Genomic DNA, 15990 nt, shown 5'->3' with positions numbered 1-15990 from the left:
GATCGACCTAAACTTGCGGGGAGCCTTCGGGACTGTCCGCGGATGCGGCGGAACCGCGTCGACACCGCTTCGTGTGCTCAACCTTGCCAAACAGGCGTGAATTCCGACCTGTAGGCAGAGTGCTGCAACCCCCAGACCGGGTCGAGCATCGTAGCGAGCGCCTGTCGAGACAGCGTGCAGACGCGCGAGCGGACTTCCTCCGGAACGTCCGATCGCTCGAACATATCCAGGCACACGGACAGGCAGACCCGAAATTGTCCTGTGTGATAAGCGTGAAACGCTAATTCATCTCGCAATCCATAAGTATACACCCACGGATTCAAGGCCAGCCCTTCGCTGGGCATTGGCAGCGGCACGCCGGCCTCGGCGTAGCGGTACCCGGCGGCGAAGTTGCCCGAGATCCTGCAATACCGACTGGCGGCGTGGCGCGCCTCTGCTCGCGCCGGACAGACGGAGATTGCACGATCATAGACCGCCAAGATCTCAACCGCGGGCCTGCCCAGGGTTTCCAAGATAAGCCCGGCATTGAGAAGGCTAAGGTAAACCTCTTCTTCCCAATAACCGAGATCAGCACGCTTCAAATAATACGCGAGAGCCTTGGCGACATCGCCCACGTCGCGATAGGATCTCGCCAGATAAAACGTGTAACGTGCGACCATGAACGGGTCGGTCTCGATGGAAAGAGCCTTCTCCATTGTGGTGAGATCGCGATATTCAGACATTTCATCGCGGTGACGCGCACCGTCATCGCCCCGGCGCATCGATACCGGCAGCATCGGCGTGGATGGATTGCCCGCGCATTCCAAAAATTCGTGCACCACACCCCGATAATGCCAATCGAAGCGATTGCTCACCATCTGTATTCGAAAATATTCAGTCTTACCATCAAGAATGGTAAACATGTATCCGGCATCAGCGAGCTTCGGCAAAACGAAGCCTTCGGGAACGATCAGCTCGTCGTCGGCATCGATGATCAGCGTGTAGTCGGCGTGCGGGCGCGCGAGTTTGAGCGCCTCGGTCCGATTGAACGCGAAGTCGACCCACGGTTGCTCGACGAGCCGGCCGGGACGATCGGCCATCGCCGCCCGGATGACGTCCTGCGTCCCGTCCGTCGATCCGGTATCAACAACGATCCAGTAGTCGATGAACGACCGAACCGAATCGAGACAGCGTCGTATGACGTGCGCTTCATTCTTGACGATCATCGACAAACAGACGGTCTGACCGAAAGCGTTCATGGCAATCATATTCGAGATTATGTTTGCGGCCGACAAGACGGCGTGTCCGTTCGTAACATCGAAACAGGCCACAACAAAGCGTCTCGGCGGGTTTCGGAAGCAGGATTTCAGCTTATTTCGACTCAGAATAGAGAGCTATGTTCCATTTTTTGCTCTCATTGCCGAGAGATGTGGTGATGAAGACGGAAAATTAATTCTTCTATAGGGATCTATATTGATCGAAAGGTTGTGCGTTTCCGAGCGCGGCCGCAAAGGAACAAATCGGGCTTCCATGCCGGGTCGAAAGGCGCAGTTCGGCATCCGCGGCGCCGCAGCGATCTGGCTTCCCTCGGACCGGTCCGGGTCGCAGGCAATCGCTTCGAGGAAGGCCCGCGATGGGACGAAGCGGATCCCCGCGACCGGCCTCCGGCTCCGAGGCGTCCGGGCGTGGCACCGGTACGGACCTCGGGGGCGCCTCACCCCCGCAGGGTCATCGTTCCGCCGCTGACGCTGAACTCGCGCAGGCGCTTGAGAAACGACATGCCGAGCAGGCTCAAGCTGAGGCGCCCCCGCGGGATCACCACCGCGTCCACATCCCGCACGGTGATCGAACCGACCTGCAATACGGCGATCCGGATCGGCGCCACTCGGACCGTCCCGTTCGCGGTGTTCCAGACGCGGCTGAAATCGCCCGCGCGGACACGGATTCCGATCCGCTCGGCATCCTCCTCCGAGAAGGCACAGGAACTCGCGCCGGTATCGACCATCATCGACAGGGCGCGACCGTCCATCAGGGCATTCACGAAGAAGTGCCCGTTGCGCCCGGCCTGAAGCGCAACGCCGGCCACCGCTCCGTCGAGAACCGACGCCGTTGCCGCGGCTGAGGCCCGTTCAACTGGATCCGGACGCGTCCGCTCACGCAGCTTCTGGAAAGCCATCGTCGACAGGAAGCCGATCGTGCAGACAACCACGAATGTGCGCACGCTTCCCGCTCCGACCCGACAGAGCTGTGTAGTCTTCGCCCGATCCGTGAAGGGCCGGTGCCCGGCGGCTGGCTTTCGTCCGGCTTGGTATCCGGGTGGTGACTGCGTCCGACGAATGTCCGTCCGTCGGCCGCTGCCGGTCAGCGGCGGGGTTGACCGATGCGGCGCGGGCGACCACATCTGTCCCGTTCCAGGGAGATCCCCGGCAAGGGGCTGAGAAACCGCTGGCACGTCCGTCAGGACCTGCGGCGCGGAAATCCTTTGAACCTGATCCGGCTCATACCGGCGTAGGGATTGGACCGCGGCCGCCCGAAAGGCAGGCCACAGCTTCTCACCGAAGCACAGGGCCCGGTTCCCGCGACGGCAATCCGCGGAGATGCCCGTGCCCCTCGACCGCCCCGCTTCACCGATCGGCCGCCGCCGCAGCCCCGATTGCGGTGTCGCACCCGTGGCTCTGCCGGCGCGGACCGACATCGCCGTCATCGGCGGCGGGCTGATCGGCCTGTCGATTGCGTGGCGGCTCGCCCGGGCGGGCCGCACCGTGACCGTGCTGGAGCGGGACACGATCGGCGCGGGCGCGAGCCTCGCAGCCACCGGCATGCTGGCCCCCGCCGCCGAGCACGAGCCCGGCTCGGATCCGCTCCTGCCGCTCGCCCTGGAGTCGCTCCGGCTCTGGCCCGGATTCCGCGATGCCCTGGAAGCCGAGTCCGGCCGCGCGATCGATTACCGTCCCGATGGCACCCTGGTCCTGGCGGTCGGCCGCGACGAGGTCGAGCGCCTCCGCTTCCGCTTCGATCTGCAGCGCCGCTCCGGGCTCGACGCGATCTGGCTGCCGGGCAGCGAGGTTCGGCGGCTGGAGCCCGGCCTGCGCCCCTCCGTCACCGCCGGGATCCACTGCCCGCTGGACCACCAGGTCGATCCCCGGCTGGTCATGCACGCCCTCACCGAAGCCTGCCGTCGGGCCGGCGTCACCCTGGTGGAGCGGACGCCCGTCACCGCCCTCGACTATTCGGGCGGCCGTGTCGCGGGTATTCGGGCCGGGGATCGCGGCCTCGCGGCGGAGACCGTGGTGCTGGCCTCCGGTGCCTGGAGCGGGGAGGGCGGCCTGCTGCCGGAGGGGCTCGCTCTGCCGGTCCGGCCGCTCAAGGGCCAGTCGCTGGCCCTGCGTACCACGCCGCGCACCGGCACGCTTGGCCGGATGATCTGGACCGAGCAGGTCCACATGGCGCCGAAGAGCGACGGCCAGCTCATCGTCGGCGCCACCGTGGAGGATTGCGGCTTCCGGCCCGGCGTCACCGCGGGCGGCCTCTACGCCTTGCTGGAGGGCGCACGCCGGGTGCTGCCCGGAATCGAAGAGATGGAGGTCGAGGCTGTCTGGAGCGGCTACCGCCCCACCTCGGACGACGACGCGCCGATCCTCGACGTGATCGCCCCCGGTCTCGTCGCCGCCACGGGCCATCACCGCAACGGCTACCTGCTGGCCCCCATCACCGCCGACGCCGTAGCCGGCTTGATACTGGAGGGCGTCCTGCCGGATGTCGCCCGGCCCTTCACCCTGGCGCGGTTCGGCCGCCCCGAGCCCCGGAGGGTCTCGGCATGAAGCTCTTCGTCAACGGCGAGCCGCGCGACTGCGCCGCCGAGACCGTGGACGCCCTGTTCCGTCTCGAGGCGGAGGAAAGCGGGATCGAGAGCCCGCAGGGCGTCGCCATCGCGCTGAACGGCCGGGTGCTGCGCCGTCGGGACTGGGGCGAGACCCCGGTTGCGGAGGGCGACCGCGTCGAGATCGTCCGCGCCATGCAGGGAGGTTGAGCATGGACCAGTTTCTGACGCCGCTGCGCCCGGAGAGCGGGGACGACAGCCTGATCATCGCCGGGGTGAGCCTGTCGTCCCGGCTGTTCATCGGCACCGCCGGCTACCCGACCCAGGCGATCATGCGCGACGCCGTCGAGGCGAGCGGCGCCGACGTGGTCACCGCCTCGATCCGCCGGGTCTCGCTCCAGGGACACGGCTCGGACACGGTGAAGATCTTGAAGGGGAAGCGCTTTCTGCCGAACACCGCCGGCTGCGAGACGGCCCGCGACGCGATCATGACCGCCGAACTCGCCCGCGAGGCGCTCGACACCAACTGGATCAAGGTCGAGGTGATCGGCGACCGGGAGACGCTCTACCCGGACGTCACCGAGTTGCTGGAGGCCTGCCGCCACCTCGTGGACGACGGCTTCGTGGTCCTGCCCTACTGCAACGACGACCCGATCATCTGCCAGCGCCTGGAGGATCTCGGCTGCGCCGCCGTGATGCCGATGGGTTCCCTGATCGGCTCCGGGATGGGCGTCGCCAACCCGGCCAATCTCGAGCTGATCTGCCGCCGTGCGAAGGTGCCGGTGGTGGTCGATGCCGGGATCGGCACCGCTTCGGACGCGGTGATCGCCATGGAACTCGGCGCCTCAGCCTGCCTGATCAACACCGCAATCGCCAAGGCCGACGATCCCGTGCGGATGGCCCGCGCCATGGGCCGGGCCGTGGAGGCCGGGCGCGACGCGCATCTGGCCGGGCGGATCCCCCGCCGCGGCCGGGCCGAGCCGTCGAGCCCGCAGCTCGGCCTCGTCGGCTCGTGACAGCGCTGCCGTCACGGATGCTGGCGGTGACGGACCGGCACGGGCATCCGCGGCCGCTCGTCGAGACCGTGCAGGCGATCCTCGACGGCGGCGGGTGCTGGATCTGGTTCCGGGACAAGGACCTGGAATCGGACGCGCGGCGACGCCTCGGCACGCGCGTGGCCGAGTGCGTGCGGGCCATGAACGGCGTCCTGACGATTGGAGGCGATGTCGCACTGGCGCGCGCCCTCGGTGCCGACGGCGTGCATCTCGGCGGCGGCTCGGGGCGTGCGGCGATCGCTGCGGCGCGGGCCGCGTTGGGCGAGGCTGCGCTGATCGGCGTCTCGGCGCACGCGCCGCGCGAGGCCGCAACCGCCGCGAAGGCCGGCGCCGATTACGTGACCCTCAGCCCGATCTACGCGACCGCGAGCAAGCCCGGCTACGGACCGGCGCTAGGTCTCAAGGGAATCACGGACAGCTGCGGCGCCGGGCTGCCCGTGGTGGCGCTCGGCGGTCTCGGTCCCGAGGCGATCGGGTCCTGTCGCGCGGCAGGCGCGGCGGGTTTCGCCATCATGGGCGGCCTGATGCGCGCCGAGGATCCGGCCGGAGCGACGCGGGCGCTCCTGAAGGCCTGGAGCGCCGCGGAGGCTTCATAAGCTCGGACGATGACCTGAGGGTAACAGATGCCGTCTTTGCGAGCACCGCGAAGCAATCGAGGGACGCGCCAAGTCCGGCGATGACGCGCCGCCCTGGATTGCTTCGCTCAGCTCGCAAAGACGCCCGATGATGGGGCGGCTCTAGGAGTTGGAAGGCCCATAGGGCGGCCGCGGGATGGCCCGGTGCGCGGCCCGAAGCGCCGCCGACCAACGCTCGCGCAGGTCGTGGAAATAGCCCTCGCCGGCCTCGATCCGGTGGTTCACCTCCAGCGTCAGCGCATTCCGACGGGTCAAGGCGATGTCGATCGGCAGGCCGACGCCGAGATTCGACCGCATGGTCGAATCCATCGAGACGAGGCTGACCTTCAGGGCATCGTACAGCTCGGTCGTGTACTTCACCGCCCGGTCCAGGATCGGCTTGCCGTATTTGTGCTCGCCGATCTGGAGGAACGGCGCGTCGGTGCTGCACTCGATGAAGTTGCCCGCCGAGTAGATCAGGTACAGCCGCATCTCGTCGGTTCCGATCTGGCCGCCGAACAGCAGGGAGATCGAGAACCGGATATTGGCGGCCTCGAATCCATCCTTCTCGATCGATCGCACCAGCCGGATCGCCCGGCCGATGAGCTGCGCCGCCTGGAACATCGTCGGCGCCTCGACGAGCTTCTGCGGCGGCTCGCCGTCGTCCTCGCTGGGCACGCCCTCCTGGAGCAGGCTGAGCACCGACTGGGTGATCGAGAGGTTGCCCGCCGAGGCGAGCATCATCACCCGCTCGCCCGGCACGTTGAAATGGTGGAGCTTTCGGTAGGTCGAGATGTCGTCGAGCCCCGCATTGGTGCGGGTATCGGCGACCATGACCAGCCCTTCCTCGACCAGAACACCGACGCAGTAGGTCATCGTCTTCAGGCCCTCGTGCGGTCGGCGGACCGGTGTCTGAACGATCAGGATTGAGCGGAGGCCCTGCCTTGCTCGACCCGCAGCTTCACGTCCAGTGTTTCGGTGCCACCCCCGGTACGGCTGCCGCGGATCGGCGCCGCGCCGAGATAGTCCAGGCCGGTCGCGACGCGGATATAATTGTCCGCCGGGCTGACGTCGTAGCAGGGGTCGAACGCCACCCAGCCGAGATCCGGCACCAGGGCCTCGACCCATCCGTGGGGCGCCTCGACGTCCGCCTGCCCGTCGTCCCGGGCCCGGTAGCCGGCCACGTAGCGTGTCGGGACGCCGATGTGACGCGCAGCGGCAATGTAGACGTGGGCAAGATCCTGGCAGACGCCGCGCCCGGCCGCGAAGGCCCTGCCGGCCGGGACGGCACTGGTGGCGGGGCCGGGCTCGTAGGCCACGGCGCCCTGGACGGCGCCCATCAGCCGGTGGAGCAGGGCCAGAACGGCACCGTCCCCCGCCGTCGCGACGCGCTCGGCGAAGGCGTGCAGCTCCGGACTCGCGGCACACAGGTCCGTGTCGCGCAGGTAGAACTGATCCGGTAGGCGCTCAACCGTGCCGCGCACGACGCCGTTCGTGTCGTCGGTATCGACCTCGCCGGTGACGCGGATGGTCAGGGCGTCGGCCGGCTCGTCCGGGGTGAACCAGTGGACGACGTTGCCGAACCCGTCCTCGCGGGCGGTCAGGCGTCCGTCGACGGTGGTGTCGATCCGCCACGTGCGGACGTACTGCCCGTCATGATCGCGCGGCGTCAGCCGCAGGACCTGCACGAGCCCGCGCGCCGGCTGCTCGTAGGTGTAGATGGTCTCGTGAACCACGCGGATGCGCATGCGCTGTCCCGTCCGTCTCGTTCAGCCGACCAGATACTGCTTGGCGATCGCTTCGCCTACGCTGTTGTTCTCGGCGATGAACGCCTCCACGAACTCGTGCAGCCCCCCGGCGAACACCCGGTTGATGTCCTCGCCCTCGAGTTTCGCCAGCATGTTGCCGGCGAGCCGCTGGCTCGGGCCCCGGCGCCCGTACGAATCGGCGATCAGGTCCAGGTACTCGACGATGACGCCGTAGCAGTTGGCGAAGGAGCGGGGCATCTGCTTGTTGAGCATCAGCAGGTCGGCCACCAGCAGCGGCTTGATGCTCTCGCGATAGACCCAGTGATAGGCGTTGAACGCCGAGACCTCGCGCAGGATCGTGGTCCACTGAAAGTAGTCGAGGCTGCCACCCACCGTCTCGTCGTGCGGCAGCAGGATCTGGTACTTCACGTCGAGGATGCGGGCGGTGTTGTCGGCCCGCTCGATCGCCGTGCCGAGCCGGGTGAACCAGAAGGCGTCGTTGCGCAGCATCGTCCGGAACGCCGAACCGTCGAAGGTCAGCGATACGGTCTTGACCCAGTCGAGGAAGCGGCCGAACTCGTCCCGGTTGAGGTCTTTGCCGGCGTAGTTGCGCAGCTCCAGCCACGCGCCGTTGATCGCGTCCCACATCTCGGTGGTGAGCGCCGTGCGCACCGAGCGGGCATTCTCGCGGGCCGCCTCGATGCAGGAGCGGATCGAGGACGGGTTGTGCGGGCTGAACGCCAGGAAGTCGCAGACCGTGTCGGCGTTCACCGCGCTGTAGTGGGTCTTGAAGGCGTCCGGGTCGCCGGCCGAGGCCAGGGCGGAGTCCCACTCGTTGCTGCTGCCGCCGCCGTAGCTCGTCGGCAACGACGCGAAGCGGTGCGCCGCGTCGAGGATGCGGGCGACGAAATCGGCCCGCTCGACGTAGCGCGAGAGCCAGAAGAGGTTATCGGCAGTCCTGGAAAGCATCGGTCTTCAGCCAAGTCGTGCGGACCACGATGTCCGCGCCTCGGAACGTCCGGACGTCGTAAACCTCAGGCGTCGAGCACCCAGGTGTCCTTGGTACCACCGCCCTGGCTGGAATTGACCACCAGGGAGCCTTCCTTCAGCGCTACCCGGGTCAGGCCGCCGGGAACGATGCGGATCTGGTCGGCACCGCACAGCACGAACGGCCGCAGGTCGACGTGGCGAGGCGCGACGCCCGAGGCCACGAAGGTCGGGCAGGTGGAGAGCGACAGGGTCGGCTGGGCGATGAACCCGTCCGGGGCGTGCTTGAGCTTCTTGGCGAAGTCGTCGAGCTCGCGCTTGCTGGCATGCGGGCCGACCAGCATGCCGTAGCCGCCGGAGCCATTGACCTCCTTCACCACGAGGTCGGAGAGGTTGTCCATCACGTACGCGAAGGCGTCCTTCTCGCGGCAGCGATAGGTCGGCACGTTGTGCAGGATCGGCTCCTCGCCGGTGAAGAACTTCACGATCTCCGGCATGTAGCTGTAGACCGCCTTGTCGTCCGAGATGCCGGTCCCGACCGCGTTGGCGAGGGTCACCGAGCCGCGCTCGTAGGCGTTCATCAGCCCCGGCACGCCGAGGACCGAATCCGGGCGGAAGACGAGGGGATCGAGGAATTCGTCGTCGAGGCGGCGGTAGATCACGTCGACCTTCCGCGGGCCCTCGGTGGTGCGCATGTAGACCACGTCGTCCTTGGTGAAGAGGTCGGACGCCTCGACCAGCTCGACCCCGAGCTTGTCGGCCAGGAACGAGTGCTCGTAGAACGCGGAATTGTAGCGCCCGGGGGTGAGCAGCACGACGGTCGGGTCGCGGGTCGCCGAGCCCGGCGCGAGGCTGCGCAGGGTGGCGAGCAGGGCGTCCGGGTAATTCTCCACCGGCGCGACCCGGTGCTTCGAGAACAGGTCCGGGAACAGGCGCAGCATCACCTCCCGGTTCTCCAGCATGTAGGAGACGCCGGATGGAATCCGGGCGTTGTCCTCCAGCACGAAGAAGTCGTTCTCGCCGGTGCGGACGATGTCGATGCCGGCGATGTGCACGTAGAGGTCGTGGGGCACGCGGAAGCCGCGCATCTCCATGCGGTAATGGGCGTTCCGGTAGACGAGGTCGGCCGGGATGATGCCGGCCTTGATGCATTCCTGGGCGCCGTAGATGTCCTTCAGGAACAGGTTGATGGCGGTAACCCGCTGCTTCAGCCCCCGCTCCAGGAAGCCCCATTCCGGCTTGGTGATCACCCGCGGGATGATATCGAACGGAATCAGGCGCTCGGTCGATTCGTTGTCGCCGTAGACCGCGAAGGTGATGCCGATCCGGCGGAACAGCAGCTCGGCCTGGCTGCGGCGGGTGTTGAAATGCTCCGGTGGCGTCGAATCCAGCCACGCCTTGAGCTGGCCGTAGGCGTCGCGAACGGCGGCCGGATCGGCGGCGCCGGTGCCGATACCGTTCATCTCGTCGAAGGCTGTCACCGCCATCTCGCTCCTCCCCTACGCTCCCGCTCTTGAGGCAAGAGGCGCGCCACGCATCCATGGCTATAGACGCAGGCGATAACGCTCAAGGCGGCCAGAGGATCAGATCAACTTCAGACCTTTCAGGCTGGCATGACCGTTTCGGCCGAGGATGACGTGGTCGTGGACGACGATCTTCAGCGGTGCCAGTATGTTCACGATCTCGCGGGTCATCGCGACGTCGGCGCTCGACGGCGTCGGATCGCCGGAGGGATGATTGTGGGCGAGGATGATGGCAGTCGCTGAAAGCTCCAGAGCCCGGCGGGCGACCTCGCGCGGGTAGACCGGCGTATGGTCGACGGTGCCGCGGCCCTGCACCTCGTCGGCGATCAGATGGTTGCGCTTGTCGAGGAACAGCACGCGAAATTCCTCACGGGGGGCGAACGCCATGGTGGCGCGCAGGTACTCGTGGAGGGCGCTCCACGAATCGAGCAGCGCGCGTTCGCGGAGAGCACCCCGGGCGAGGCGCCGGGCTGCGGCCTCGATCACCTTCAGGTCGGAGGCGACCCCGGCGCTCACACCCTCCACTTCCAGGAGCCGAGCCGGCTCGGCGCTCACCACCTCGGCGAAGCTGCCGAACCGGGAGACCAGGGCCTTGGCGAGGGGCTTCACGTCGCGCCGGGGGATCGCCCGGAACAGGACCAGCTCGAGCAATTCGTAATCGGGCAGTGCGTCGCCGCCGCCGGCCGCGAATTTCTCCCGCAGGCGGTCGCGGTGACCGTGATAATGCGGCGGCTCCTTCTCGACGGACGATGGGACGGCGCTGTCGGCGAACAGCCCCGCATCACCGTCGTCCGCCCCGGCGATCACGGTCGGTCAGGCGGCGGGATTGACGGGCTGGTGCAGCCCCTTCGGGGAGATCGTGAAAATCTCGACGCCGGTCTCGGTGACGCCCACGGTGTGCTCGAACTGAGCCGAGAGCGAGCGGTCGCGGGTCACCGCCGTCCAGCCATCGCCCAGCACCTTCACCGCGGGGCGCCCCAGATTGATCATCGGCTCGACCGTGAAGAACTGGCCGGGCCTGAACGGCACGTCGTAGCTCGCCTCGACGTAATGCAGGATCGTGGGCGCGTCGTGATAGGTACGCCCGAGCCCGTGCCCGCAGAAATCGCGCACGACCGAGCAGCGCTCGCTCTCGGCATAGGTCTGGATCGCCCGGCCGATATCGTTGGTCGAGCCGCCGGGCTTCACCGCCGCGACGCCGCGCATCAGGGCCTCGTAGGTGATCTCGCACAGCCGCTGCGCCTTGCGGGGGACCTCGCCGACATAGGCCATGCGGCTCGAATCACCGTGCCAGCCATCGAGGATCAGGCAGATGTCGAGGTTGACGATGTCGCCTTCGCGCAGGGGCTTGTCGTTCGGGATACCGTGGCAGACCACGTGGTTGATCGAGGTGCAGATCGACTTCGGGTAGCCGCGGTAGAGCAGCGACGCCGGATAGGCGCCGTGATCCATGGCGAACTCGTAGGCGAGCTGATCGAGCGCCTCGGTGGTGACGCCCGGCTGGGTCGCTTCCATCAGCAGATCGAGGGCCTCGGCCGTGAGGCGGCCGGCCCGGCGCATCCCCTCGAAGCCCTCGGGACCGTGAATCGGCGGTTCCGGGGCGCGGCGCGTGCCCTGCGCGGTGGCCTGTTCCTGCTGCATCGTCGGGACTTTTCGCGGGTCATCAATCGGGCGTCGCACCTATGTACGGTCTGGGGACCGGCAGGCCAAGCGGTGCCCGGCCAGAGGCGGGCGAGGCTTGCGCCGGTCGCGGGGCTGGCGGCATAAGCGGCCGCGAGACACCCGGGCACGCAGGCAGAGTCGCCGCGCAATCGGGTTCGGGTCAGGCGAGGGCCGGATGGCAGGCAAGGCGGTACCGCACTTCCACAACGAGCCGGGCGTCCCGGCGATCACGGTCGGCGTGAAGGAGTTCATGTGCATCGGCGCGCTGCCGCCGTTCGACCACCCGCATGTCTTCCTCGACATGGGCGCCGACACCGAGATCATCTGCCAGTACTGCTCGACGCTCTACCGCTACCGCGCCGGCCTGAAGGCCGACGAAGCGGAGCCGCAGGCCTGCGTGTGGCGGAACGACGCCAAGCTCGCGGCGGAGTAGGCGCGCGCTCGCCGTGTCCTCGGACCTCCGACCTCTGCGCATCGGGATCGTCGGGGCCGGGATCGGCGGCCTCACGGCGGCGCTCGCTCTGTCGGATGCCGGCCACGCCGTCACGGTGATCGAGCGCCGCACGGGCTTCAGCGAGGTCGGAGCCGGGATCCAGATCTCGCCGAACGCCAGCCGAATCCTGGCCGCTTTGGGCCTGTCGGCCGCCCTGCGCCGGGCGGCGAGCGAGCCCCCCGGGGTCGAGGTGCGGGCCCTCGACAGCGGCCGCCGCATCGGCGGCGTCGCCTTCGGCGCGGAGGCGCAAAGGCGCTTCGGCGCGCCCTACTACGTGATCCACCGGGCCGACCTGCAGACGCTGCTGCTCGACGCGCTGCGCAGCCGCCCGGCGATCCGCCTGATGATGGGACGCACCGTCTCGGCGCTCGCCGAGACGCCGTCCGAGGCCGTGCTGACCCTGGAGGGGGCGAGCGGCTCCCAGGATCTCGCCTTCGATCTCGCCATCGGGGCGGATGGGCTGCGGTCGCGCCTGCGGCCCCATCTCGATGCGGCACCGCTGCGCCCGGGCTATGCCGCGGCGTGGCGGGCCCTGGTGCCTATGGAAGCAGCTCCGGAGACGTTGCGGGGCGCCGCGACCGGCCTTTGGCTCGGGCGCGGCCGGCATGTGGTGCATTATCCGGTGCGGAGCGGCCAGTTCCTCAACGTCGTGGCCGTCGTCCCCGAGGCGGTGGGTGACGAGGGCTGGGGCCGCCTCGGGGAGCCGGCCGTGCTGCGCGGGCATCTCCGCGGCTGCGCCGGACCGTTGCGCGACCTCCTGCGCCTGCCGGATTCCTGGCTGGTCTGGTCGCTCGCCGACCGGGCGGTGGCGCGTCCGCTCGCCCGGGGCCGGATCGCACTCATCGGCGACGCGGCCCATCCGGTCCTGCCCTACCTCGCGCAGGGCGCCGCCCTCGCGATCGAGGATGCGGCCGTCCTGACGCGCGCCCTTGCGGATCACGCCGATGTGCCGACGGCGCTCGCCGCGTTCTCCGACGCCCGGACCGCCCGGGTGCGGCGCGTCCAGAAGGCGGCGCGGAGCAACGGCCGGACCTACCATGCCGGCGGCTTGGTTTCGCTCGTGCGCAACGCCGTGATGGCCCGCCTCGGCCCGGGCGGCATGCGCGACCGCTACGCCTGGCTCTACGGCTGGACGCCCCCGCTTGATCAGGCCCGCAGCGCCCGCTACCGAGGGGCCATGCGGACGTGGCGGAACCGGTAGACGCACGAGACTTAAAATCTTGCGGCCGCAAGGCCGTGCGGGTTCGAGTCCCGCCGTCCGCACCAGCGCGCTCACAAACCATCCGCCGCCCGATACGCTCTGCCCGGTGCCGCCGTCGGACCGACGCGTTGGAAGGACGTGGCGTGGTGTACGTGCGGATCATCATGCTGGCCGGATCGGGCTCCGCGGGAAGATCCGCCGCGTTCAACAGCGAACAGGCCTGCCAGACCGCCGCGCAGATGATCGCCCATGCGGACCGACCCTCGGGCGGAGCCACCGCGATCACCGTGCGCGCGCCCAAGGGATGAGGCGGCGCGCGTCGCCCGGGATCGCTCGCATTTGAGCGATCGCCGCAACCGGCCCTTGCCGAATCCCTGCCAGGATCGGCCTCGGGAGATTCCGGAATGATCGACGCCCTTCAGACCGCCGCGACCGGCATGACCCGGGCCACCGATCGGCTCGGGAAAGCCGCCGAGACCATCGCGGCGAGCGGTGCCCCGGTCGGCGACACGGCCCTGCCGCCTGCCGCCCAGCTCGACCTGTCCAGCGCCGCCGCGGACCTGATCGGATCGAAGTCGGCCTTCGCGCTGAACGCCGCGGTGGCGCGGACCGCCGACCGCATGATGGGGCAGATCCTCGACATCAGCGCCTGAGAGCGGGGAGGGCGAGGCAGGCCAGGATCGCGGCCGCCGCGAACAGCAGCGCCACGCCGATGAGACGATAGGCCACCACGCCCATCGCCCCACCGACCAGGAACGCCGTGACGGTCAGCAGGTGCAGCCGCAGCCGCTCGGGATCGTGGGGCTTCAGCGGATCGGGGACGGATGCGCCTCGGTCGAGCCAGCGGGCGAGCTCGATCCCGATATCGGTGATCATGCCGGTCACGTGGGTGGTGCGCACGCGCGACTCGGAGATCTTGGTCACGGCCGCGTTCTGCAGGCCCAGGACGAAGCTCAGGCCGAGAACCAGGGCGTGGCTGCGGGCCGGCTCCTGGAGCGGCAGCACCAGCAGGCCGACCGCGACCAGGAGGACCGCCTCGGCGCAGACGCCGTACGCGTAGGCATCCGGACCGGCGGTCCGGCGGCGGCGGCGGATCAGGAGCGTCGCGGTCGCGGCGCCGAGCACGAACAGGACGACGAGCAGGCAGGCCTGGGCCGCCAGGGCGAGATCGCCCGTGCTCGCGCGGTCCGAGATCGCCGAGATGTTCCCGGTCATGTTCGAGGCGAAGAGGCCGACCGCGTAGAACCCCGCGGTGTTCAACGCGCCGGCCACCGCCGCGAGGGACAGGGCGAGCGCCCGGTCGGCCTCGGGGGTGCGCGTCTCGCCTTCGTGAACCAGCATGGACTCGTCGGTGTGGTTGCGGGAGGGCCGATTCAGCCCGGTCTCGCCGCAGCCTGCAAGTCATCCGCGCGTCTCACCAGCCGCGATAGCCGTCGCCGCCGTCCCAATCCCGATGCCAGTGCCGGGCCGGGCCGTAGCCGACGGGCACCCGCTCGTAGGTCACCGTCCGCCGGGTGGCGTAGACCGGCGCGTCCTCTTCGTAGACGCGGTAGACGGGCGCCGGTCGGACCACCACGGGCGCCGGCGCGTAGCCGTAGCCACCATCATACCCGTAGGCGGGAGCCGCGTGGGCCTGGGTCGCGGCGCCGATCAGGGCGCCGGCCGCGAGGCCGCCGATGATGCCGGCCGCGAGGGCGCCGCCGCCGCGCGCCTCCGCGGTGGAAGAGGCCAGAGTGCCCGCGCCGATCAGCGCGGCGGCCGAAAGCAAAGCGAAGCGTTTCATGACCTGTCTCCAAATGAAGGGGGCGGTCCGAACCGTCCCGGATCATGACAATGATGATGCCGCCGCCGCGCTGCATCCAGACTGAACTGCGTTTGCAGCAATTGTTCAGCTTGCGGGACTGCGCACCGAGTCGGGCGCCTCGCGGATGTAGCCCCGGGAGATCAGGCGGCTGCGCTCGCGGGTGCGCCGCTCGGCTTCCATCAGGTCGGACAACGCGTCGGCGATCGCGCAGCGCAGCGCGATCGCGGCATCACCGCCGGCGAAGCCCAGATACGCGCTGCTGATCGCCTCGACCGGACAGGCGTGATCGTCGCGCACGGCATCGGCTGCACTCCGCATGGTGTTCTCCCCCTCGTTGGGAACGGAAAGAGAACAAGCCATAAAGGTTAACGCTTCGTCAACGCGGCCGCAGCGGCCCCGCTCCGAGCCGCCCTAGCCTGTGGACAACGGAGATTCGCCTCTCCCGGCGCTGTGGATAAGCCGGCTCACTCCGGCAGGCGGGGCAGGGGCTGGCCGTCTTCGGGAATCGCGTAGCGGGCCGCGTTCAGCTCCATGGCCAGCAGCGTGTAGTAGCCCGAGATGGCCGCGAGATCGACGAGGGCCGGCTTGCCGAAGCGGGCCTCGGCCCGCGCGAAGGTGGTGTCCGAGACGCGCTTGGTGTCCTGCAGCTCCGACGTGAAATCGTACACGATGGTCTCGTCGTCATTCATCCGGGCCGGGCGGCGCCCGTCGCGGATCGCCGCGATGATGTCGGCCGAGATCCCCGCCTTCTCGGCAATCGGGGCGTGGACGTACCATTCGTAATCCTGGGTCCAGCGCCGTGCGGTCATCAGGATCACGAGTTCCGACAGGGTGGTGCCGATCTTCGGCTTGAAGCGGAGGTAATCGCCCATCGAGCGCGCCAGCGTCATGACCTCTGGCGAGTACATCAGGGGCTCGAACGGGCCGAAGGGCGGCTTGCCCCGGGCCTGCGCGAAGGCTTCGGCCGCCTGCTTCTGCTCGGGGGTGTAATCCTGCGGCGGGATCGTCGGTAGCCTGTCCTGCGCGTGGGCGGCGCCGAGCGCCAGGGGCAAGGCAGCGAGGGGCAGGGCGGCCAGGGCCAGGATGGTCCGGCGGAATCGCATC

20 protein-coding genes, 1 tRNA gene and 1 riboswitch are annotated in these 15990 nt (G+C 68.7%); of the genes, 9 read left to right on the top strand and 12 right to left on the bottom strand.

Annotated features, from left to right (window positions below; translation table 11 throughout):
* Nucleotides 1–77: 77 nt before the first annotated feature.
* Together JOE48_RS05080 and JOE48_RS05075 are read right to left on the bottom strand one after the other, a co-directional pair.
* Entirely contained in the window at nucleotides 78–1238 is a 1161-nt protein-coding gene (locus tag JOE48_RS05080; protein WP_210028429.1) for a glycosyltransferase, read from the bottom strand.
* A gap of 455 nt (nucleotides 1239–1693) precedes the next feature.
* Entirely contained in the window at nucleotides 1694–2200 is a 507-nt protein-coding gene (locus tag JOE48_RS05075) for a TIGR02281 family clan AA aspartic protease (protein WP_312893080.1), read from the bottom strand.
* A 183-nt stretch (nucleotides 2201–2383) separates the two neighbouring features.
* A riboswitch (TPP riboswitch) is annotated at nucleotides 2384–2512 on the top strand.
* 64 nt (nucleotides 2513–2576) lie between these two features.
* Between JOE48_RS05075 and thiO the strand changes: the two genes are divergently transcribed.
* From thiO to JOE48_RS05055, 4 genes are read left to right on the top strand one after another with little or no spacing between them, the layout of a single operon-like run.
* Nucleotides 2577–3800 carry a glycine oxidase ThiO gene (gene thiO / locus JOE48_RS05070; RefSeq protein ID WP_210028428.1) on the top strand — a complete coding sequence of 408 codons (1224 nt, stop codon included), beginning with the start codon at nucleotides 2577–2579 and terminating at the stop codon, nucleotides 3798–3800.
* On the top strand, nucleotides 3797–4009 hold the full coding sequence (thiS, locus tag JOE48_RS05065) for a sulfur carrier protein ThiS (protein WP_210028426.1): 213 nt from the start codon (nucleotides 3797–3799) through the stop codon (nucleotides 4007–4009). The genes thiO and thiS overlap by 4 nt, the downstream gene beginning before the upstream one ends.
* A 2-nt stretch (nucleotides 4010–4011) precedes the next feature.
* Nucleotides 4012–4815, top strand: a complete 804-nt coding sequence (locus JOE48_RS05060) for a thiazole synthase (protein WP_210028425.1) — start codon at nucleotides 4012–4014, stop codon at nucleotides 4813–4815.
* A gap of 17 nt (nucleotides 4816–4832) precedes the next feature.
* On the top strand, nucleotides 4833–5450 hold the full coding sequence (locus JOE48_RS05055; RefSeq protein WP_210028423.1) for a thiamine phosphate synthase: 618 nt from the start codon (nucleotides 4833–4835) through the stop codon (nucleotides 5448–5450).
* A gap of 141 nt (nucleotides 5451–5591) precedes the next feature.
* Here the strand turns inward: JOE48_RS05055 and JOE48_RS05050 are convergent, their stop codons facing one another.
* The 6 genes from JOE48_RS05050 to map form a co-directional block, all read right to left on the bottom strand.
* Entirely contained in the window at nucleotides 5592–6344 is a 753-nt protein-coding gene (locus JOE48_RS05050) for a peptidase (RefSeq protein WP_210028422.1), read from the bottom strand.
* Nucleotides 6345–6388: 44 nt separating this feature from the next.
* Nucleotides 6389–7216: a transglutaminase family protein gene (locus JOE48_RS05045; RefSeq protein WP_210028421.1), complete on the bottom strand. Its 828-nt coding sequence runs from the start codon at nucleotides 7214–7216 to the stop codon at nucleotides 6389–6391.
* A gap of 21 nt (nucleotides 7217–7237) precedes the next feature.
* Nucleotides 7238–8185, bottom strand: coding sequence for an alpha-E domain-containing protein (locus JOE48_RS05040; protein ID WP_210028420.1), 948 nt, complete (start codon nucleotides 8183–8185; stop codon nucleotides 7238–7240).
* Between the two features lie 65 nt (nucleotides 8186–8250).
* Nucleotides 8251–9690 (bottom strand): circularly permuted type 2 ATP-grasp protein, encoded by a 1440-nt coding sequence (locus JOE48_RS05035; RefSeq protein ID WP_210028418.1) that lies wholly within the window; start codon nucleotides 9688–9690, stop codon nucleotides 8251–8253.
* A 96-nt stretch (nucleotides 9691–9786) separates the two neighbouring features.
* On the bottom strand, nucleotides 9787–10500 hold the full coding sequence (radC, locus tag JOE48_RS05030) for a RadC family protein (protein ID WP_245253107.1): 714 nt from the start codon (nucleotides 10498–10500) through the stop codon (nucleotides 9787–9789).
* A 39-nt stretch (nucleotides 10501–10539) separates the two neighbouring features.
* Nucleotides 10540–11367 (bottom strand): type I methionyl aminopeptidase, encoded by an 828-nt coding sequence (gene map, locus JOE48_RS05025; RefSeq protein ID WP_210028416.1) that lies wholly within the window; start codon nucleotides 11365–11367, stop codon nucleotides 10540–10542.
* Nucleotides 11368–11563: 196 nt separating this feature from the next.
* Between map and JOE48_RS05020 the strand changes: the two genes are divergently transcribed.
* From JOE48_RS05020 to JOE48_RS05000, 5 genes are all read left to right on the top strand, one after another.
* Nucleotides 11564–11821 (top strand): zinc-finger domain-containing protein, encoded by a 258-nt coding sequence (locus JOE48_RS05020; RefSeq protein ID WP_210028415.1) that lies wholly within the window; start codon nucleotides 11564–11566, stop codon nucleotides 11819–11821.
* A gap of 13 nt (nucleotides 11822–11834) precedes the next feature.
* On the top strand, nucleotides 11835–13082 hold the full coding sequence (locus JOE48_RS05015; RefSeq protein WP_210028413.1) for an FAD-dependent monooxygenase: 1248 nt from the start codon (nucleotides 11835–11837) through the stop codon (nucleotides 13080–13082).
* Nucleotides 13061–13147 (top strand) — tRNA-Leu (locus JOE48_RS05010). Before JOE48_RS05015 ends, JOE48_RS05010 begins: the two co-directional genes overlap by 22 nt.
* A gap of 78 nt (nucleotides 13148–13225) precedes the next feature.
* Nucleotides 13226–13390 carry a hypothetical protein gene (locus JOE48_RS05005; protein ID WP_210028411.1) on the top strand — a complete coding sequence of 55 codons (165 nt, stop codon included), beginning with the start codon at nucleotides 13226–13228 and terminating at the stop codon, nucleotides 13388–13390.
* 96 nt (nucleotides 13391–13486) lie between these two features.
* Nucleotides 13487–13735: a flagellar protein gene (locus JOE48_RS05000; RefSeq protein ID WP_210028410.1), complete on the top strand. Its 249-nt coding sequence runs from the start codon at nucleotides 13487–13489 to the stop codon at nucleotides 13733–13735.
* On the opposite strand, the gene JOE48_RS04995 is transcribed toward JOE48_RS05000, so the two are convergent.
* The 4 genes from JOE48_RS04995 to JOE48_RS04980 form a co-directional block, all read right to left on the bottom strand.
* Nucleotides 13725–14423: a YoaK family protein gene (locus JOE48_RS04995; RefSeq protein WP_210028409.1), complete on the bottom strand. Its 699-nt coding sequence runs from the start codon at nucleotides 14421–14423 to the stop codon at nucleotides 13725–13727. The two genes, JOE48_RS05000 and JOE48_RS04995, sit on opposite strands and share 11 nt — an antisense overlap.
* A gap of 73 nt (nucleotides 14424–14496) precedes the next feature.
* Nucleotides 14497–14865 carry a hypothetical protein gene (locus JOE48_RS04990; RefSeq protein ID WP_210028407.1) on the bottom strand — a complete coding sequence of 123 codons (369 nt, stop codon included), beginning with the start codon at nucleotides 14863–14865 and terminating at the stop codon, nucleotides 14497–14499.
* Nucleotides 14866–14970: 105 nt separating this feature from the next.
* Entirely contained in the window at nucleotides 14971–15204 is a 234-nt protein-coding gene (locus JOE48_RS04985; RefSeq protein WP_210028406.1) for a hypothetical protein, read from the bottom strand.
* Nucleotides 15205–15350: 146 nt separating this feature from the next.
* Entirely contained in the window at nucleotides 15351–15989 is a 639-nt protein-coding gene (locus tag JOE48_RS04980) for a carboxymuconolactone decarboxylase family protein (RefSeq protein ID WP_210028405.1), read from the bottom strand.
* Nucleotide 15990 lies beyond the last annotated feature (1 nt).

Source organism: Methylobacterium sp. PvR107, from assembly GCF_017833295.1.
Taxonomy (GTDB): domain Bacteria; phylum Pseudomonadota; class Alphaproteobacteria; order Rhizobiales; family Beijerinckiaceae; genus Methylobacterium.
This window is presented reverse-complemented; position numbering and strand designations above follow the sequence as displayed.